The organism is Sabulicella rubraurantiaca, assembly GCF_017355885.1.
GTDB lineage: Bacteria > Pseudomonadota > Alphaproteobacteria > Acetobacterales > Acetobacteraceae > Roseococcus > Roseococcus rubraurantiacus.
In genome coordinates this window covers 209,022-227,218 of record NZ_JAFEUU010000002.1, presented here as the reverse complement: position 1 = coordinate 227,218, position 18,197 = coordinate 209,022, and the positions used below count along the sequence as shown (strand labels likewise).

General features: G+C 71.5%; 16 protein-coding genes. 11 read left to right on the top strand and 5 right to left on the bottom strand.

Going from position 1 to position 18,197, the window contains the following annotated elements:
- Positions 1-15 precede the first annotated feature (15 nt).
- Positions 16-1,020, bottom strand: a complete 1,005-nt coding sequence (locus tag JTJ31_RS05035) for a hypothetical protein (RefSeq protein WP_207537521.1) — start codon at positions 1,018-1,020, stop codon at positions 16-18.
- Complete coding sequence (locus JTJ31_RS05030) at positions 1,017-2,216, bottom strand: RsmB/NOP family class I SAM-dependent RNA methyltransferase (RefSeq protein ID WP_207537520.1); 1,200 nt, start codon at positions 2,214-2,216, stop codon at positions 1,017-1,019. The genes JTJ31_RS05035 and JTJ31_RS05030 overlap by 4 nt, the downstream gene beginning before the upstream one ends.
- 51 nt (positions 2,217-2,267) lie before the next feature.
- Here JTJ31_RS05030 and JTJ31_RS05025 point away from each other — a divergent pair, with 51 nt between their 5' ends.
- From JTJ31_RS05025 to JTJ31_RS04985, 9 genes are all read left to right on the top strand, one after another.
- On the top strand, positions 2,268-3,938 hold the full coding sequence (locus JTJ31_RS05025) for an ArnT family glycosyltransferase (protein ID WP_207537519.1): 1,671 nt from the start codon (positions 2,268-2,270) through the stop codon (positions 3,936-3,938).
- 9 nt (positions 3,939-3,947) lie between these two features.
- On the top strand, positions 3,948-4,550 hold the full coding sequence (locus tag JTJ31_RS05020; RefSeq protein ID WP_207537518.1) for a DedA family protein: 603 nt from the start codon (positions 3,948-3,950) through the stop codon (positions 4,548-4,550).
- A gap of 205 nt (positions 4,551-4,755) precedes the next feature.
- On the top strand, positions 4,756-5,679 hold the full coding sequence (locus tag JTJ31_RS05015) for a lysophospholipid acyltransferase family protein (RefSeq protein ID WP_207537517.1): 924 nt from the start codon (positions 4,756-4,758) through the stop codon (positions 5,677-5,679).
- A gap of 137 nt (positions 5,680-5,816) precedes the next feature.
- A complete protein-coding gene (miaB, locus tag JTJ31_RS05010; RefSeq protein WP_207537516.1) occupies positions 5,817-7,154 on the top strand; it encodes a tRNA (N6-isopentenyl adenosine(37)-C2)-methylthiotransferase MiaB in 1,338 nt (445 codons plus the stop codon).
- Complete coding sequence (locus tag JTJ31_RS05005) at positions 7,151-8,179, top strand: PhoH family protein (protein WP_207537515.1); 1,029 nt, start codon at positions 7,151-7,153, stop codon at positions 8,177-8,179. Before miaB ends, JTJ31_RS05005 begins: the two co-directional genes overlap by 4 nt.
- Positions 8,163-8,654: an rRNA maturation RNase YbeY gene (ybeY, locus tag JTJ31_RS05000; protein WP_207537514.1), complete on the top strand. Its 492-nt coding sequence runs from the start codon at positions 8,163-8,165 to the stop codon at positions 8,652-8,654. Before JTJ31_RS05005 ends, ybeY begins: the two co-directional genes overlap by 17 nt.
- Positions 8,654-9,538 carry a hemolysin family protein gene (locus JTJ31_RS04995; protein ID WP_207537513.1) on the top strand — a complete coding sequence of 295 codons (885 nt, stop codon included), beginning with the start codon at positions 8,654-8,656 and terminating at the stop codon, positions 9,536-9,538. The genes ybeY and JTJ31_RS04995 overlap by 1 nt, the downstream gene beginning before the upstream one ends.
- Before the next feature lie 48 nt (positions 9,539-9,586).
- A complete protein-coding gene (gene addB / locus JTJ31_RS04990) occupies positions 9,587-12,622 on the top strand; it encodes a double-strand break repair protein AddB (protein WP_207537512.1) in 3,036 nt (1,011 codons plus the stop codon).
- 179 nt (positions 12,623-12,801) lie between these two features.
- Entirely contained in the window at positions 12,802-13,719 is a 918-nt protein-coding gene (locus tag JTJ31_RS04985; protein ID WP_207537511.1) for an ADP-ribosylglycohydrolase family protein, read from the top strand.
- A gap of 7 nt (positions 13,720-13,726) precedes the next feature.
- Here JTJ31_RS04985 and JTJ31_RS04980 read toward each other — a convergent pair whose 3' ends face one another.
- Together JTJ31_RS04980 and aceA are read right to left on the bottom strand one after the other, a co-directional pair.
- Positions 13,727-13,921 carry a hypothetical protein gene (locus JTJ31_RS04980; RefSeq protein ID WP_207537510.1) on the bottom strand — a complete coding sequence of 65 codons (195 nt, stop codon included), beginning with the start codon at positions 13,919-13,921 and terminating at the stop codon, positions 13,727-13,729.
- A gap of 57 nt (positions 13,922-13,978) precedes the next feature.
- Complete coding sequence (gene aceA, locus JTJ31_RS04975) at positions 13,979-15,310, bottom strand: isocitrate lyase (RefSeq protein ID WP_207537509.1); 1,332 nt, start codon at positions 15,308-15,310, stop codon at positions 13,979-13,981.
- 153 nt (positions 15,311-15,463) lie between these two features.
- On the opposite strand from aceA, the gene JTJ31_RS04970 reads away from it, so the two are divergent.
- Complete coding sequence (locus tag JTJ31_RS04970) at positions 15,464-16,864, top strand: helix-turn-helix domain-containing protein (protein WP_207537508.1); 1,401 nt, start codon at positions 15,464-15,466, stop codon at positions 16,862-16,864.
- Positions 16,861-17,499 (top strand): glutathione S-transferase family protein, encoded by a 639-nt coding sequence (locus JTJ31_RS04965; RefSeq protein WP_207537507.1) that lies wholly within the window; start codon positions 16,861-16,863, stop codon positions 17,497-17,499. Before JTJ31_RS04970 ends, JTJ31_RS04965 begins: the two co-directional genes overlap by 4 nt.
- Positions 17,500-17,582: 83 nt before the next feature.
- Here JTJ31_RS04965 and JTJ31_RS04960 read toward each other — a convergent pair whose 3' ends face one another.
- A complete protein-coding gene (locus tag JTJ31_RS04960) occupies positions 17,583-18,152 on the bottom strand; it encodes a lipid-binding SYLF domain-containing protein (RefSeq protein WP_207537506.1) in 570 nt (189 codons plus the stop codon).
- Positions 18,153-18,197: the final 45 nt, after the last annotated feature.

Here is an 18,197-nt window from a genome sequence, read left to right as displayed (position 1 = left end):
GGCGGGAAGGGTAGGTCAGCGTGCGACGGGCCGGAAGCCGTAGCGCCCCGCCTCGGCGTCGAAGGCGATGTCGTGGCCGAGGAGGAAGCGCCGCCCGGTATTCACGAAGGGCACGCCGTCATGCACCACCAGCACGGACTCCGGTCCGGGCGGCGAGGGTGTCTCGCCGGACACCGCCACCCACTCCGCCCCGCCCGGCAGGCCGACCGTGACGCGCGTACCGGCAGGCGCCGGGCCGCGCGGCAGCGTCACCCCATCAGGCGGGGAGACGAAGGCCTCGCCGATGCCGGTGTCCACCAGCACACCGCCTTGCCCCACCGTGCCATTCACGCCGATCGGTGCGGGCACAGCGTTCCAGTCCGGCCGCCCGGGCAGGGAGGAGGCGGGGCGCGGCGTCAGGGGCACGAAGCGGAATCCCTCCGCCTCGCCGAAGCCGGGATGCACGCCGTGACGCGTGATGATCCAGCCGCGGCGCCCATGCCCACCGCGCGTGAGATTCAGCAGCGGGTTGTAGTCGGGCGTTGCGTCGGCGGCCGGGCCGTGGCCGGGCGCGAAGCCAACGCCCATCATGGCGACGTGGCGCGCCTCCGCCTGCGGGGTGCAGCGTCGCGCGCCGGGCAGGCATTCGATGCGCCGCACCTGCAGCACCGGCACACGCGCCCGCGCCGCCTCGCGCCCGCCGGGGGCATGCAGCGCGACATCGGCGAGGAACCATTCTCCCACCTCCACGACGCCGGAGGAGGAATAGGCCCGCCGCCCAGGCCCGAGGGACCGCGCGCCCGGCTCCGGCCGGAAATGGTCCGCCGAGGCGACGACGCCGACAGAGCCGGTGTCCATGGTGAAGGGGATGACGGCGCCCGGCGCCTGGCTGCCGGGAAAGGACACCCCAAGCTGGGGCGAGCGCGACAGGTCGCGATTTTCCGCCACGTTCCAGAAGGGAATGAAGCCTTCCCTGTCGCGATGGGAGGCACAGGCGGAAAGCGCCAGCAGGGCGAGGGCGAGAAGCGGCCGATTCGTCATGGCGCCATATTGCGGCGCAGCCGCGCGATGAAGAATCCGTCCATTCCCTGATCCGGTCTTGTCCGCAGCCAGCCTTCCGGCGCCTCGGGCGTCGGGTCCAGCGCGAAGCCACCAGGCAGGGCCCGCAGATGCGCCTCGCCTTCCTCGGCCTGGAGGGAGCAGGTGGAGAAGACCAGCCGCCCGCCCGGCTTCACGAGGCGCGCGGCCAAGTCCAGCAAGGTCTTCTGCTGCGCCGCCAAGGTCGGCACGTCCTTGGGGCGCTTGAGGTGCGGCACGTCCGGGTGGCGGCGGATCGTTCCGGTGGCGGTGCAGGGCGCGTCCAGCAGCACGGCGTCGAACTGGCGCCCCGGCCTCCACTGCGCCGCGTCGGCCTGGACGAGCTCGGCGGGAAGGCGCAGCCGCTCCATGTTCTCGCGCAGGCGAAGCAGGCGCTTCGCGTCGCGCTCCACCGCCACCACCTCCGCCCCCGCGGCGGCAAGCTGCGCGGTCTTGCCGCCCGGCGCGGCGCAAAGGTCGGCGACGCGCTCGCCGGGGCGGGCCTCGAGCAGCCGGGCGGGCAGCGCGGCCGCCGCGTCCTGCGCCCAGAATTCGCCCTCGGTGAAGCCGGGCAGTTCCGTGATGCGCGTCCCGGCCGGGAAGCGCAGCGTCCCGCCCGGCAGGGCCTCGCCGCCCGGCGGCGGGGCAGCGCCCGGCTTGAGGGAAAGGTCAAGCGGCGCTTCCTCGCGATGCGCGCGGGCGATGGCGCGCACCGCGGGCCCGTGCGCCGCGTGCCAGGAGGCCCAGAGCCAGGAGGGCGTGTCCAGCCGCTCCGCATCGAGCCCCTCCAGTACCGCCGGCCCGGCTTCCGCCACCCGGCGCAGCACGGCGTTCACCACACCGGTCAGCGGCTTCGGCACGACCGAAACGGCGGCGGAGACGGCGGCATGAGCCGGGGTGCCAAGCAGCAGGAGCTCCGCCGCGCCGATCCGCAGGGCGCGCAGGGCCGGGGCAGGGGGCTGGCGGCGCAGCCAAGGCTCCAGCGCCGCGTCCAGACTGCCCAGGCGGCGCAGTACCATGGCGGCGATGCGGTGCCCGGCCGCCTTGTCGCGCGCCTCCATCGCCGGAACGGTGTCCAGCGCCTCCTCCAGCGACCTTCCGCGCTCCAGCACGGCTTCGAGGAGGTGGGAGGCGGCGAGGCGGGCTTGGTTCGCTGGCATGGAGGCCGGTTTATGGCCCCGGGGGGCCACGCGTGCTAGACGCGCGCCCCGATGACCTCCTCCACGGCTTCCGACGCATTCGCGGCCGCCGCCCAGCGCCGCCCGCGCCTGATGCTCGTCCTCCTGTGCCTGGCGCTGTTCCTGCCCGGCTTCTTTTCCTTGCCCTCCGGCGACCGCGACGAAAGCCGCTTCGCCCAGGCGACGCGGCAGATGCTGGACAGCGGCGACCCGGTGCGGCTGCGCGTCGGCGAGGAGGAGCGCAACAAGAAGCCGGTCGGCATCCATTGGGCGCAGGCCGCGACGGTGCATCTGGTCGAGGCCACCGGGCTGGGGTCGCGGCGCGACATCTGGGCCTACCGCATTCCCTCGCTGCTCGGCGCCATCCTGGCCGTGCTGTTCACCTTCACCCTGGGGCGAAGGCTGGTCGGGCCGCGCCCGGCCCTGCTCGCCGCCACCATGCTCGCCGGGACCATGGTGCTGATGGTCGAGGCGCATATCGCCAAGACCGATGCCGCGCTGCTGGCTGCCGTCACCGCGGCTATGGGGCTGATGGGGGCGGCCTACCTTCAGCCCGCGGGGTTTTCCGCGCGGCAGGCGGCGCTTTTCTGGATCGCGCTCGGCATCGGCGTGCTGCTCAAGGGGCCGATCGCGCCCATGGTGGCGCTGCTGGCCGGAATCACCCTCGCCGTCGTGGACCGTGGAAGCGTACCCTGGCTGCGGGCGCTGCGCCCACTCTGGGGCGTGCCGCTGATGCTGCTCCTCGTGCTGCCCTGGATGGCCGCCATCGGCATCGCAACCGAAGGCCGTTTCTTCGCCGAGGCCGTCGGAGACGACATGCTCGGCAAGGTGGGTTCGGGCGACGAGAAGCATTGGGGCCCGCCTGGCTTCTACCTGCTGACCTTCCCCATCGCCGCCTTTCCCGCGGGCATCCTGGCGCTGCTGGCCGCGCGCGGCGTCTGGGCCGAGCGCGCCCTGCCACGCACGCGCTTCCTCCTCGCCTGGATCGTGCCGAGCTGGCTGGTCTTCGAGGCGGTGGCGACCAAGCTGCCGCACTACACCCTACCCACCTACCCCGCCGTGATGCTGCTGGCCGCCGCCTGGGCCATGGACCCGCTGCGCCTCGCCCCGCCGCGCTGGCTGGCACTTCTGGCGCGGGTGCTGGTGGCCGGCATTGCGCTCGGGCTTTCGGTCGTGGCGCTGCTGGTTCCCTGGCTCGCCACCGCGCATGAGCCGGTGGGCGCCTTCCTGTCCGTGCCCTTCGCCATCCTGCTGGTCGTGCTGACCTGGCGCGCCATGGCGGCGTCGCGCTGGGCGCGGGCGGCGGTGCTTGGCGTGCTTGCCGCCATTCCGCTCTATGCCAGCGTGATGGAGTTCACCCTGCCTCGCGTGGAGCCGATCTGGATCGCGCCGCGCCTCCAGGCCGCGCTGGAGCGCGTCGCGCCGGGCCTGCCGGCATCGCGCTTCGGCATCACCTCCCATGCCGAGCCCTCGACCCTGTTCCGCATCGGCGCCGAGACGCGCTTCCTCCGCCGCGGCGAGGATGCGGCCCGCTTCCTGGCCGAGGCGCCGGGCCGCGCCGTCGCCGTGGGCAACCGGGCGCTGGACGATTTCCGGCGCGAATCTGCCGCTCTCGGCATCGCCCCGCGTGAGCGCGAGGCGGTGCACGGCTTCAACTACACGCGCGGCCGCGCCCTGACCCTCCACCTGTTCACCCTGGATTGACCGCCTCGCATGATGGACCTCGTCACCTCCTGGGTGGCCGCTGCCGGCTACCTTGGCGTCTTCGCCCTGATGTTCCTGGAGAATCTGTTCCCGCCGATCCCGAGCGAGGTGATCATGCCGCTCGCCGGCTTCGCGGCGGCGCGCGGGGAGATGTCGCTCCTCGGCGCGATCCTGGCCGGCATCCTCGGCACCATCGTCGGCAATGCCGCGTGGTTCGAGGTCGCGCGCGCCTTCGGCTCCGCCCGCACCCGTGCCCTGGTGGCGCGCTTCGGCGGCTGGATCGGCGTGCGCGAGCGCGACATCGAGGAGGGCGAGGTGGCGCTGCGGCGCTGGGGGCCACTGGCTGTGTTCCTGGGGCGCATGATGCCCGGTATCCGGACGTTGATCTCCGTCCCTGCCGGCCTGATCGAGATGCCGCGCTACAAGTTCTATGGCCTTACCACGCTAGGGACGACGATCTGGGTCGGCGGCCTCGCCGTGCTCGGCTACGTGCTGGAGGAGCGCTACACGGCGATCGAGGGCTATATCGACCCGCTGTCCAAGCCGCTCCTCGGTCTCGCGGCGCTGGTACTGGTCTGGTGGGTGTGGCGCGCCTGGCGCCGCAAGGACTAGCCGGCGAACCAGCCCGCCAGCGCCGCCACCGCCGCGACGAGGAGGCCCAGCGCGCCCAGCGCCAGGATGAAGCGCTGAAAAGGCGAAAGGCGTCGCATCCGGATCTCCTCGGGGCATGATGCCTCAACGCCGGAGTAGCGCGGATTCACCGATCCGTCGTCATTGTGTCATGGACGCGACCTGCCCGGCGGGTTAACCCCCTGACATGGCCGCATCCGAACCAGCGTCCCTGCCATCCACCGCCCCGCCGGAGGCGCGACGGTTGCGGCGCGACCGGCCGCTGCGCTTCCGCCCGCGCCTGCCGGGCCGCGCCTGGGCCGACGTGCTGGGGCATGACAGGCCGGAAGGCGGGCGGATCCGGGCGGTGCGCCGCATCCTGTCCGTGCTGCTCTTCACCGTCCTGTTCGGGTTTCCGGTGCAGATGGTGTTGATCCGCCTTCCCGGGAACGCGAAGCACCGTTTCAGCCGCTTTTACCACCGCACGCTATGCCGCCTGATCGGGTTGCGGCTGCGCATCATCGGCCAGTCCTCGCCGGAACGGCCGACGCTGCACGTATCCAACCACTCCTCCTGGCTGGACATCGTGGTGCTGGGGGCGGTGCTGGATGCGCGCTTCGTCAGCAAGGCGGACGTGGCGGGCTGGCCGCTGATCGGCACCGTGGCGCGGTTGGGCAATACGGTCTTCGTTTCCCGCACCCGCAACCGCACCGGCGCCGAGGCGCAGGAGATGCGCGCGAAGCTGGAAAGCGGCGAAAGCCTGATCCTGTTCCCCGAAGGCACCACCAGCGACGGGGCGCGGGTGCTGCCCTTCCGCTCCTCCTTTTTCGCCATCGCCCCTGCGGCTCGGGCGGTGCAGCCCGTCACCGTGGTCTATGACCGGCTGGGAGGCCTGCCGGTCGGCCGCAAGGACCGCGCCGTCTTCGCCTGGTATGGCGACATGGAAACGGGCTCCCATGCCTGGCGCCTCCTGCGCCGCACCGGAACGCGGGCGACGGTCGTGCTGCATCCCGGCTTCGTTCCGGATGTGGCGTCCGACCGCAAGGACCTTGCCATCCGGGTCGGGCGCACCGTGACGGAGGCCGCGGCGGCGCTGCGGCAGAACCGCCTGGTGGACATCGAAGCCGCTTGACCGGCGCGGAAGGGTTTTGTCAGCCTCCCTTTCGATGAGCCGGACAGCCCTTCGCATCCCCGGCCGGGACCGCGCTTCTTGACCGTGCGGCCCCCGCCCCGCATGTCCCCGCCCTGGATTCCCGGGGACTTTCCCTTATGAGCAACAAGAAGCGCCTCTTCATCCGAAGCTGGGGCTGCCAGATGAACGTGTACGACAGCGGCCGCATGGCGGATCTACTGGCGCCCCTCGGCTATGCCCCGGCCGAGGCGCCGGACGGCGCGGACATGGTCATCCTCAACACCTGCCACATTCGCGAGAAGGCGACGGAAAAGCTCTTCTCCGAGCTGGGCCGGCTGCGGAAGTTGAAGGAGGAGAAGCCGGGAATGATGCTGGCCGTGGCCGGCTGCGTCGCCCAGGCGGAAGGGGCGGAGATCACTGCCCGCGCACCCTTCGTCGACATCGTGATGGGGCCGCAGAGCTACCACAAGCTGCCGGAGATGGTGGCGCGCATCTCCCGTTCCGGCGGGGTGGCGATCGAGACCGAGTTCCCGGTGGAAGAGAAGTTCGATCACCTGCCGGCGGAAGCCGCGCCGCAGGGCGTGACGGGCTTCCTCACCATCCAGGAAGGCTGCGACAAGTTCTGCTCCTTCTGCGTCGTGCCCTATACGCGCGGCGCCGAGTATTCGCGCCCCGCCGCCGCCATCCTCGCCGAGGCACGGCGCATGGCGGAGCAGGGCACGCGCGAGATCACGCTGCTCGGCCAGAACGTGAATGCCTGGCACGGCGATGGGGCCGAGGGGCTGGCGGGGCTGCTGCGCCTCCTGGCCGACATCCCGGGCGTCGAGCGGCTGCGCTACACCACCTCCCACCCGCGCGACATGGACGAGGCGCTGATCGCTGCGCATCGCGACATCCCGCAGGTGATGCCGTTCCTGCATCTGCCGGTGCAGTCCGGCTCGGACCGCGTGCTCCAGGCGATGAATCGCGGCCACACGGCGGAGGATTATCTGCGCCTCGTGGACCGGCTGCGCGCGGCGCGGCCCGACCTGGCGCTCTCCACCGACATCATCGCCGGCCATCCCGGCGAGCGGGAGGAGGACCACCAGGCCACGCTGCGGCTGATCGAACACGTCGGCTTCGCCCAGGCCTTCTCCTTCAAGTATTCGCCGCGCCCCGGCACGCCGGCGGCGGCGGCGGCCGTGGCGCATGTCGACGAGGCCACGAAGGACCGCCGCCTCGCCGAGGTTCAGGAATTGCTGCGCGCGCAGCAGGCACACTTCAATGCGGGCAAGGCCGGCACCATATGCGACGTGCTGGTCACAGGACCCGGCCGTCATGCCGGGCAGATCGCCGGCCGCACCCCTTGGCTGCAACCCGTCCATGCCTTCGGCTCTTCCACTCTCGTGGGCCGGATCATTCCCGTCCGCATCGTGGCGGGCCACCCAAACTCGCTTTCGGGCGAGATCGTCGAGCAGGAGAAAGACGCCGCTTGAGCAACGCCCTCGCCCTCCGCCCCCGTCAGGCGGGTCCGTCCTCCGAGACGCGCAGCGTCACGCTGCAATTCGAGGACAACGCCCTCCTGCCCCTGCTCCATGGCGAGCATGATCGGCATCTGGCGCGGATCGAGGGGCGATTGGGAGTGAAAGTGGCAAGCCGCGGCAATCGCCTGACCATCAGCGGCCCGCCCGCGCAGACCCTGATGGCCGAGCAGGTGCTGCGCGGCTTGTGGCGCGGGCTGGAGCGCGGCGTGTCGATCGGCGTGAGCGAAGTGGAGGGTGCGATCCGTATGGCGGAAGGCGAGGCGGAGCAGGATCCCCGCCTGCCGTTGCAGGATATCCCGCAGATTCGGACCCGTCGCGGCGCCATCGCGCCCCGCACCCCGGCGCAATCCGCCTACATGGAGGCGCTGGCCCGGCACGAGATGGTGTTCGGTCTCGGCCCTGCCGGCACGGGCAAGACCTACCTCGCCGTCGCGCAGGGCGTGGCGCTGCTGCAATCCGGCCGGGTGGACCGCATCGTCCTGTCCCGTCCCGCCGTGGAGGCCGGCGAACGCCTGGGCTTCCTGCCCGGCGACATGAAGGAGAAGGTGGATCCCTATCTCCGCCCGCTCTACGACGCGCTGCACGACATGCTGCCGGCCGAGCAGGTGGCGCGCCGCCTCGCCGCCGGGGAGATCGAGATCGCGCCGCTGGCCTTCATGCGCGGCCGCACCCTGTCCCATTGCTTCGCCATCCTGGACGAGGCGCAGAACACCACCCCGGCCCAGATGAAGATGTTCCTGACCCGCATGGGCGAGGGGACGCGCATGGCGGTCACGGGCGATCCTTCCCAGGTGGACTTGCCCCCGGGGCAGAAATCGGGCTTGGTCGAGGCGATGAACGTGCTGGACGGCGTGCCCGGGATCGGCTTCATCCGTTTCGACGAGCGCGACGTCGTGCGTCACCCGCTGGTGGGACGCATCGTTGCGGCATATGGCGCGATGGAGGCCCGGACAACTCGCGATGGACTGCGGAAGTAGAACGCCCGGGGACGGTTTCGCCGGTCCCGGGCTCGACATCACCGTCAATGCTCCCGGCTGGCGCGCCGCCCTGCCCCGGGTGGAGAGCCTCGCTCGCCGCGCGGTCACCGTTGCCCTGGCCGACCAGGGCGAGGCCGGGCATGTCTCCCTCCTCCTCACCGACGATGCCGAGATCCGGCGCCTCAATGGCGGGTTCCGCGGCAAGGAGAAGGCGACCAACGTCCTGTCCTTTCCCGCCCCCTATGGCGCGCTGACCCTGGGCGACCTCGCCGTCTCGCTCGGCACGGTGCGGCGGGAGGCGCTGCGCGAGGGGCGGAGCCTGCCCGCGCATTTCACCCATCTCGTGGTGCACGGCACGCTGCATTTGCTCGGCCATGATCACATCGCCCCCGGCGAGGCGGCGCGGATGGAGCGGGCGGAAGCGCGCATCCTCCGCCGCCTCGGCTTCCCCAATCCCTGGCGGGTGGCTGCATAATGCCGAGCGATTCCCCACCCCTCCTGCTGGGCCGCCTCCGCTCCCTCTTCGCGCGGCGCGAGGCCAATCTGCGCGAGAGCGTCGAGGCGCTGCTGACCGAGCAGGGCGCCCCCAGCCCCGAGCAGGAAGGTGAGCAGGCCGAGGCGCTGAACCCGCATGAGCGCGCCCTGCTGCGCAACGTGCTCAAGCTGCGTGGCGCGACCGCCTATGACGTGATGCTGCCGCGTGCCGACATCATCGCGCTGCAGGTGGACATGGATTTCGAGCACGTGCTCGACTTCGTGCAGCGCGAGGGCCACAGCCGCTACCCGGTCTATGGCCGCGAACTCGACGACATCCAGGGCATGGTCCACATCAAGGACGTGATCGCTCGGCTTGGCCGCTCGGAAGGCTTCTCGCTGCGCTCCATCCTCCGCAAGCCGCTGCTGGTGGTCCCCTCCGTCCCGGTGCTGGACCTCCTGCTACGGATGCGGATGGAGCGCGTCCACCTCGCCCTCGTGGTGGACGAGTATGGCGGCATCGACGGCATCGTCACCATCGAGGATCTGGTCGAGACCATCGTCGGCGACATCTCCGACGAGCATGACGAGCTGGCCGCGCCGCAGATCATCGAACGCGCGGAAGGCGTGCTCGAACTCGACGCCCGCACTCCGGTGGAGGATTTTGAGACGCGCCTCGGCCCAGTGCTGACGGAGGAAGAGCGCGCCTCGGACATCGACACGGTCGGCGGGCTGGTCTTCACCCTCGCGGGGCGCGTCCCGGCGAAGGGAGAGATCGTCTCCCACCCGTCCTCGGGGCTCGAATTCCGCGTGCTGGACGCCGATGCGCGGCGCATCCGGCGGCTGCGCGTCCGCAAGGCTCCGGTGAAGGCCGCGGCCGAGTAAGGAATGCCCCGCTAGCGGCACCCCCCACCTTCTGCGTTAGGGTGGGACATGCGCCTGTTCCGCATCTCGCTTGGCCTGCCCTTCCTGCCCACGCTGGCGCGGGGCGTGATGCAGCGCCTGGGCGGGGAGTCGGATTCGCTGCCGCGTGCCCTGATCCTCCTGCCGACGCAGCGCTCCGCCCGTGCGGCGCATCGCGCCTTCCTCGACGCCTCGGAGAAGGAAGCGCTGCTGCTGCCGCAGCTTCGCGCCCTGGCCGGGCTGTCGGTGGAGGATGCGGACGAGTTGCAGCTTCCCGCCCTGCTGGAATTGCCGCCGGCGGTGGAGGCGCTGCGTCGCCAGGCGGTGCTGGCGCGCTTCGTGGCGCGCTGGCCGCGCCATGCCGGCGGACCGCCCACCGCCCGCCACGCCTGGGAACTTGCCGGCGAACTCGCGCGCCTCCTCGATGAGATCGCGCTGGAGGAGGCGGAGCCGATTCCCGACGACCCGGCCCGGCTGACCGATGCCTGGCTCGCGCGGCTGGAGGATCTGGCGCCGGAGAAGTTGGCGACGCATTGGCAGATCACCACCACCTTCCTGCGCGGCGTGGTGCGCGAATGGCAGGACTGGCTGGACGGGGAAGGTCTGCTCGACATCGGCGTGCGCCGCGTCCTGGCGCTGAAGGCGCAGCGCACCGCCTGGGAAGAGAACCCGCCCGAGACACCGGTGATCGCTGCCGGGATCGGGCTGGGCGGCACCGTTCCCGCTGCCGCCGATCTGCTCCGCACCGTCGCCACGCGCCTCCCGCGCGGCTTCGTGGTCCTGGCTGGCGAGGATCCCGCCACCGCCCGCGTGCCGGATGAGCACTTGCTGGACAGCTGCACGCACCCCTTCGCCGGACAGCGCCGCATGCTGCGCCGCATGGGCGCAACGATGGCAGATGCGCAGGACTGGACCGCGGATCAGGCACCGCGCGCTGATCGCCCGGCGCTGCTCGGCTCCGCGCTGCTGCCTGCCGAGGGCCTGCGTGCCTGGATGGACCGCCGCCCGCGCCGCTGGAGCGAGGCCATGGCGGGGATGAATCAGATCGAGGCGCCGGACGCACAGGCGGAAGCCGCCGCCATCGCCCTGACTTTGCGCGGCGCGCTGGAGCGGCCGGGCGCCCGCGCCGCGTTGGTGACGCCGGATCGCGACCTCGCCTGCCGCGTCGCCTCCGAATTGCCGCGCCATGGCATCCTGGCGGAGGACAGCGCCGGGCAGCGCCTCTCCGCCACGCCCAACGGCAATTTCCTTCGCCTCGTCGCGCATCTCGCCGCCGGGGAATGCGGGCCCGTCTCGCTGCTCTCGGTGATGAAGCATCCGCTCGCCGCCTGCGGCTGGGAGCGGCCAGACTGGATCGCGGCGGTGCGGCGGCTGGAGGTGGCGGTGCTGCGCGGCCCCTCGCCGGGGCCGGGCTTCCGCGGGCTGCGCGCTGGCATCGCTGCTGCCTTCGCGGGTGAGGGCACCGATGCCGACCGGATGGCCCTGCTGGAACGCCTCGTGGCGTCGTTGCAGGAGGCGCTCGGCCCCTTCCACTCCCTGCCGCGCACCGCGCCGCTGCGCCCCGCCCTGGACCTGTTCGACGAGCATCTGGCGGCGGCGGAGCGCCTCGCCGACACGCCGTCGCGCCCCGGCGGCCTGCGCCTCTATGCCCATGCGGAGGGCGAGGCGTTGGCTCGCCATCTCGCCTTGCTACGCCCCGCCATGGCGGAGATGCCGCCCGTGCAGCCCGCCGAGTGGCCCGCCCTGTTCGAGGCGGCGCTCTCTCTCGGCACCACCGCCTGTCCCCGCGTGTCCCGGGGCCGCAAGGAGCAGGCGCATCCGCACGTGGAGATCCTGGGGCTGCTGGAGGCGCGGCTCCTCGACTTCGACTGCGTGGTGCTGGGCGCGCTGGACGAGACGGTGTGGCCGCTCGCCGCAGATCCTGGCCCCTGGATGTCGCGCCCGATGCGGCGCGATTTCGGCCTGCCGCCGCCCGAGCTGCGCATCGGCCGCGTCGCGGCGGATTTCCTGTCCGTCGCCTGCTCCGGGCGCGAGGTGACCCTGTCCCGCGCCGCGCGGCGCAGCGGGTCCCCCACCGTGCCGGCGCGCTGGCTGACGCGGCTTTCCACCTTCCTGCGCGGCCAGCGCGCTGGCCTCGGCGTGCCGCTTTCCGCCGCCCCCGCCTGGGCCGAGGCTCTGGACCGGCCGGCCGAGCCGCCGCGCCCCTGCACCCGCCCCGCTATCGCGCCCCCCGCCGAGGCGCGTCCCAGCCGGGTCACCGTCAGCGACATCCGCACCCTGCTGGCCGACCCCTACGCCTTCTATGCCCAGCGCATCCTCGGCCTGCGCCCGCTGGCGCCGCTGGAGCAGGAGCCGGGCTCGGCCGATTACGGCACGCTGGTCCATGCCGCGATCCATCGCTTCTTGGACGCGCTGCCCCCCGCTTGGCCGGGCGAGCCAGCGGCCCGGCGCCTGTGGGATCAGGCGCAGGACGAGGCGATCGAGCGCGCCCATCTGCGCCCCGCGGTGGAGGCGCTGTGGCGCCCGCGCCTGGAGCGGATCGGCGGCTTCATTCGCGGGCTGGAGGCATCGCTGCGCCCCGGACTCGCCGAGGCGCATGCGGAGGCGGAGGCGCGGCTCACCCTGCGCCGCCCGGCTGGCGCCGTGGCGTTGGAGGCGCGGGCCGACCGGCTGGATGTGCTGAAGGATGGCGCCATTCGAATCGTGGATTTCAAGACCGGACAACCCCCTTCGCAGAAGGCGGTGCGTGAGGGCTCAGAGCCGCAGCTTCCCCTGGAGGGGCTGCTGGCCGAGGCCGGGGCCTTCGAGGGCATCCGACCCGGCCCGGTGCGCGAACTGGAATACTGGCAGCTTTCCGGCGCGCTGGAGCCGGGCAAGGTGCGCCCCCTGGGCACGGAGCTGGAACCCTTGCTGGAGGAGGCGCGGCGTTCGCTGGAAGGGCTAGCAGACCGCTTCCTACTGGGCAGCGCCCCCTTCCTGTCGCGCCCCCATCCGGCGCGCGCCGCCAAGGGCGATTACGCCCACCTCGCCCGCATCGCGGAATGGTCCTCCGGGGTGGCAGGGTAGGGCGCGAGCCCTCCAACAAATGGCTTTGTCGTTGACATCCGGTTAAGCACCCCCAGCATAGGGTTGGAACTGCAACGATTCCGCCCTGGGAGGGACATGCTCGACCGGCATGAGCAACTGACCCGTGCGCCGATGCTGCCACGGATCCACGGCGCTGCCGTCTCACCGGACGCTTCCGAATGAGCGCGCATGACGATCCCGCCCGCGACCGGGCACTGGGTTGCTTCCTTGGCCTCGCGGTCGGCGATGCCCTCGGCACCACGGTCGAGTTCCGCGCGCGGGGCACCTTCGCGCCCGTGGCGGAGATGACGGGCGGCGGACCCTTCCGCCTCAGTCCCGGCCAGTGGACCGACGACACCAGCATGGCGATCTGCCTCGCCGAGAGCCTGCTCGCCCATCCTCATCTGGAGGAGCGCGACCTGATTGAGCGCTTCTGCCGCTGGTGGCGCGAGGGCGAGAACAGCGCCACCGGCACCTGCTTCGACATCGGCAATGCCACCCGCGCCGCACTGGCGCGGTTCGAGCGCGACGGCAATCCCTTTGCCGGCGATCCCTCGCCGGATGCGGCAGGCAATGGCTCCATCATGCGCCTCGCCCCCGTGGCGCTGCGCTTCTGGCGCGACCCGATGCGGGCGGAGCAGGTAGCGGAACGTCAGTCGCGCGTCACCCACGCCACCCCCGTCACCCTCGCGGCCTGCACCCTGCTTTGCGAGCTACTCTGCGACCTCATCGCCGGGCGGGCGGATGCGCTGGCGCCCCGCAACCGCAAGGGCCTGCCGCCGCGCATCCGCGCCATCGCCGCGGGCAAGTGGCGCGGGCAGCCGGAACGGTCCATCTCCTCCTCCGGCTACGTGGTGCACACGCTGGAGGCGGCACTGTGGTCGCTCGACGGCGCCGCGGATTTCGAGGAGGCGGTGCTGCGCGCCGTGAATCTGGGCGATGACGCGGACACGGTGGGCGCCGTCACCGGGCAGCTGGCCGGCGCGCTGTGGGGGCTATCCGGCATCCCGCGCCGCTGGGTGGACCAGTTGCATGATGCGCCCCGGCTGCTCGCGCTGGCCAGGGCGCTGTACGACGCGAGTCTCGAGGGAGGTTGAGCGGGGCTCAGCCCGCCATCTTCCCGCGTTCGGAGCAGGCCCAGCCATGGGCATGGACCAGCCCCTCGTCATGTTCCGGCTGGGCAGTGGGGTTGGCACTCATCGCGGTCGCGATCTGCGCACGCGACGCGCCGGGCATGGCGGCTCCGCGCGCCCAGCTATGCGGATGCACCAGCCCGTCATCATGATCTTCGTGGTTCATGGTCGTGTTCTCCGGCTGTGGTGACGGGGCCGGCCTGCCCGGCCCCGCTGGGTCGGGTCAGGCGTTGTGGAACTGCGCCTTCTCCGTGGAATCCTTCATGGCGGTGGTGGAGGACTGACCGCCCGCGGCCGCATTGGCGACGGCGTCGAAATACCCCACCCCGACCTCACGCTGGTGGCGCACGGCGGTGAAGCCGTTGCCTTCGGCGGCGAACTCGGCCTGCTGCAACTCGCTATAGGCGCCCATGCCGCGCTCCGCGTACCCGCGGGCGAGGTTGAACATGGACAGGTTCAGCGAGTGGAACCCGGCCAGCGTGACGAACTGGAACTTGTAGCCCATGGCGCCCAGCTCGCGCTGGAACTTCGTCGCGGCCTCGACGCCCATCTTCCTTTGCCAGTTGAAGGAGGGCGAGCAGTTATAGGCCAGCATCTTGCCCGGGAATTCGCGCTGGATCGCCTCGGCGAAGTCGCGCGCATCCTGCAGGTCGGGGTCTGACGTCTCCCACCAGAGCAGGTCGGCATAGGGTGCGTAGGCGAGGCTGCGCGCGATGGCGTAGCGCTTGCCCATGCCCTTGCTGATCCGGAAGAAGCCCTCGGGCGTGCGCTCGCCGGACAGGAAGGGGCGGTCGCGCTCATCCACGTCGCTGGTGAGGAGCTGCGCCGATTCCGCATCGGTGCGGCACAGCAGCACGGTGGAGGTGCCCTCCACATCGGCGGCGAGGCGCGCGGCGTTCAGCGTGCGAATGTGCTGGGAAATCGGCACCAGCACCTTGCCGCCCAAGTGGCCGCATTTCTTCTCCGAGGCCAGCTGGTCCTCGTAATGCACGCCGGCCGCGCCGGCCTCGATCATCGCGCGCATCAGCTCATAGGCGTTCAGCGCGCCGCCGAACCCGGCCTCGGCATCGGCGACGATGGGTGCCATGTAGTGGGTGCGGTCGTCGCCCGAACCGTCATGCCGCTCCAGCGTCGCGATCTGGTCGGCGCGGCGCAGCGCGTTGTTGATGCGGCGGATCACGGTGGGGACCGAATCCACCGGATAGAGCGACTGGTCGGGATACATGGTGGCCGCGCTGTTGGCGTCGGCCGCCACCTGCCAGCCCGACAGGTAGATGGCCTTCAGCCCGGCCTTCACCTGCTGAAGCGCCTGCATTCCGGTCAGCGCGCCCAGCGTGTGCACGAAATCCTCGGTCTTCAGCAGGTGCCACAGGCGGCGCGCCCCGTTCTCCGCCAGCGTGTGCTGCACGCGGAAGGAGCCGGAGAGTCGCGCCACGTCGGCCGGGGTGTAGTCGCGCCGGATGCCATCGAAGCGCGAGGGGTCGAAGCCCGGACCGGCGGGCGGGGTGCCGTGGCCACCATCAGGGGCGTGGTGGGGCTTGGGTGCGTGGCGCATGTCCGTCTCCTTGCGTGCCGGTCGGTCCGGTGAGTGAAGAATTGACATTGCAACGCGAAAAAGCCCGGATCATTCTCGATGCAGCGGCGCAAGACTGTGAATGACTTGACGGCGCGACACGAAAATTCGTGAAGCCTGTAAATGGGAGCTGCCATGGCGAAGCCCCTGATCGGCCGCACCATCCGCCGTCTGCGCGGCGAGCGTGGGCTGACGCAGCAGGCCCTGGCCGTGCGGCTCGGCATCTCCGCCTCCTACCTGAACCTCATCGAGCACGATCAGCGCGCCGTCACCGCATCCGTGCTCTTCAAGCTGACCGAGGCGCTGGGCGTGGACCTCGCCGCCCTGTCGGGCCAAGCGGAGCGGCAGATCGAGGCTGGGCTGCGCGAGGTGCTGTCCGACCCGCTCCTGGGCATCGAGGCGCTGCCGGAGGAGGAGATCCGCGCCATGGCCGCCGCCGCGCCCAATGCCGCTCGCGGGGTGCTGGCGCTCTACCGCGCCTGGCGCGTGGCGCGCGAGGATGCGAGCGGCATCGCCCTTCCTTCCGGCCGCCGCCTCCTGCTGCCGACGGAGGAGGCGCGCGACTTCTTCGGCGAGCGCGGCAACCACTTCCCCGCACTCGAGGAAGCCGCCGAGGCGATGGGGCACGAGATGGGCGCCGCCCCGGCCGAGATGAACCACGCCATCGCCGAGCGCCTGCGCCGCACCCATGGCGTGCGTGTCGAGGTGGCATTCATGCCCGAGGCGGATCGCCGCTTCGATCCCGCGACGCGGCGCCTGACGCTGAGCGAATCCCTGCCGCGCGAGGGGCGCGGCTTCCGCCTCGCCTTTCAGCTGATGCTGATGGAGGCGCGTGAGGCGGTGGAGGCCGCGATGGCGGGCGCCGAGCCCAGCACGGCGGAGGCGGCGTCGCTGATTCGCATCGGCCTGCTGAACTACGCCGCCGCCGCGCTGCTCATGCCCTATGCGCCCTTCCTGCAATCCGCGCGCACCCTGCGCCATGACGTGGATGCGCTTGCCGCGCGCTTCGGCGTGTCCTTCGAGCAGGCGGCGCACCGCATGGCGACGCTGCAGCGGGAGGGGGCACGCGGCGTGCCCTTCTTCTTCCTGCGCCTCGACCCCGCAGGCAACGTGACCAAGCGCTTCTCCGCCGCCGGCTTTCCCTTCGCGCGCTTTGGCGGCAACTGCCCGAAATGGGTGGTGCACCATGCCTTCGCCTCGCCGGGGCAGGTGCGTGTGCAGGTGGCGGAGCTGGAGGATGGCGCGGCCTTCCTGTGCTTCGCCCGCGCCATGCACGGCGTCGCGCCGCGCTGGGGCGAGCCGGCGCCGATGCAGGTGGTCGCCATGGGCTGCGACCTGGGGCGCGCGGCGGAGGTGGCCTATGGCGACGGGCTGGACCTCACGGCCGCGAAGGTGGGAATCGGTCTGTCCTGCCGCCTCTGCGAGCGGCCGGATTGCCGCTCCCGCGCCTTTCCACCGCTGGAGCACCGTCTGCGTCTGGACGCCAACGAGGACAGCGCGGCACCCTGGCGCTTCGAGAAGCGGGAAACGCGATGATCACCCTTTACGGCCGCGCCAACAGCATCAACGTCATCAAGGCACTCTGGACCTTTGACGAGCTGGACATCCCCTATGAGCGCGTGGATGCCGGCATGGCCTTCGGGGTGGTGGACACGCCCGAATACCGCGCCCTGAACCCGAATGGCCGCATCCCCTCGCTGCGCCATGGCAAGGTCGAGCTCTGGGAGAGCAACACGATCTGCCGCTACCTCTGCCTGCTGGCAGGGGGCGATGCGCGCGGCCTCTATCCGGCCGAGCCGGGACGGCGCGCGAGCGTGGATCGCTGGCTCGACTGGCAGCTTTCCACCCTCTCCCCCGCCGAGCGCAACCTGTTCTGGGGCATGGTGCGCACGCCGGAGGAGAAGCGCGACATGGCGCAGATCCGCAAGGCGGTGGAGGACAGCGCGGTGTGCTGGGCGATCCTGGACAAGCGCCTCGCCACGGGGCGGCGCTTCATCGAGGGCGACCACTTCACCCTCGCCGACCTCGTGTTGGGCAGCTTCGCGCGGCGCTGGTTCGGCGAGGAGGTGCGGGTGCCGGACATGCCGCGCTTCCCCGCGCTGGAGGATTGGTATGCCCGGCTGGGCGAAAGGCCGGGCTTCCAGCGCTGGGTCGCGCCGCGTCTGCACTGATTTCGAGGCACGAAGATCATGCCTTCGTGCCTCCTGAGCCCTTCGGGCTGTAGCTCCGGCGCCGATGCGCCGGAGGCGAGTGGTCAGGCCGGCGGGTCGATGCGGCTGATCTTGGTGCCGTTGATCGCCAGCGCCGCCATCAGCCCCTGCTGGTTGAAGGTGATGGCATAGACCGGCTCGCGCAGCGTGGTGGCGGTGACGTTGGCCTGCACGCCGCGATCCAGCACCACGACGGAGGGGCCGGTGCCGATCTCCCACCCATCCGCGGCCATCAGCGCCTGCAGCGCCTCGTTCGTCATGAAGAACATGGCGAGGCCCGCGGATTGCGCCCCCGCCAGCAGGCCAAAGGAGGCGCCGGCGATGTTGTAGTAGCCCTGGGTGCGGCCGTTCTGGATCGCCGCGCCTTCGCCATACTGGCCGCCGACGATGAAGCCGCCCTGGATGATGCGCGGGAAAACCAGCACCGCCCGCGCCTGGCGGAACAGCGGCGCCGCGTTCTCCATGCTGCGCAGGCGTTGCAGCGCTGCCTGCACCTCGGCATCGATTTGTGCGCGTGTGGAACCCTGGGCCTGGGCGGGGTGGGCGAGGGCCGCGCCGGCCAGCGCGGCGGCAGGAAACAGCGCCGCGAGGCGGCGTCGGGTGAAGCAAGCCATGGCAATGCCTCCACAAGATCCGAATGCCCTGGCAACGCCATCCCA

Excerpts from the sequence above, each read along its gene's own strand:
- JTJ31_RS05035 (WP_207537521.1), bottom strand. The coding sequence starts at position 1,020 with ATGACGAATCGGCCGCTTCTCGCCCTCGCCCTGCTGGCGCTTTCCGCC.
- JTJ31_RS05030 (WP_207537520.1), bottom strand. The coding sequence starts at position 2,216 with ATGCCAGCGAACCAAGCCCGCCTCGCCGCCTCCCACCTCCTCGAAGCC.
- JTJ31_RS05025 (WP_207537519.1), top strand. The coding sequence starts at position 2,268 with ATGACCTCCTCCACGGCTTCCGACGCATTCGCGGCCGCCGCCCAGCGC.
- JTJ31_RS05020 (WP_207537518.1), top strand. The coding sequence starts at position 3,948 with ATGATGGACCTCGTCACCTCCTGGGTGGCCGCTGCCGGCTACCTTGGC.
- JTJ31_RS05015 (WP_207537517.1), top strand. The coding sequence starts at position 4,756 with ATGGCCGCATCCGAACCAGCGTCCCTGCCATCCACCGCCCCGCCGGAG.
- miaB (WP_207537516.1), top strand. The coding sequence starts at position 5,817 with ATGAGCAACAAGAAGCGCCTCTTCATCCGAAGCTGGGGCTGCCAGATG.
- ybeY (WP_207537514.1), top strand. The coding sequence starts at position 8,163 with ATGGACTGCGGAAGTAGAACGCCCGGGGACGGTTTCGCCGGTCCCGGG.
- JTJ31_RS04995 (WP_207537513.1), top strand. The coding sequence starts at position 8,654 with ATGCCGAGCGATTCCCCACCCCTCCTGCTGGGCCGCCTCCGCTCCCTC.
- addB (WP_207537512.1), top strand. The coding sequence starts at position 9,587 with ATGCGCCTGTTCCGCATCTCGCTTGGCCTGCCCTTCCTGCCCACGCTG.
- JTJ31_RS04985 (WP_207537511.1), top strand. The coding sequence starts at position 12,802 with ATGAGCGCGCATGACGATCCCGCCCGCGACCGGGCACTGGGTTGCTTC.
- JTJ31_RS04980 (WP_207537510.1), bottom strand. The coding sequence starts at position 13,921 with ATGAACCACGAAGATCATGATGACGGGCTGGTGCATCCGCATAGCTGG.
- aceA (WP_207537509.1), bottom strand. The coding sequence starts at position 15,310 with ATGCGCCACGCACCCAAGCCCCACCACGCCCCTGATGGTGGCCACGGC.
- JTJ31_RS04970 (WP_207537508.1), top strand. The coding sequence starts at position 15,464 with ATGGCGAAGCCCCTGATCGGCCGCACCATCCGCCGTCTGCGCGGCGAG.
- JTJ31_RS04965 (WP_207537507.1), top strand. The coding sequence starts at position 16,861 with ATGATCACCCTTTACGGCCGCGCCAACAGCATCAACGTCATCAAGGCA.
- JTJ31_RS04960 (WP_207537506.1), bottom strand. The coding sequence starts at position 18,152 with ATGGCTTGCTTCACCCGACGCCGCCTCGCGGCGCTGTTTCCTGCCGCC.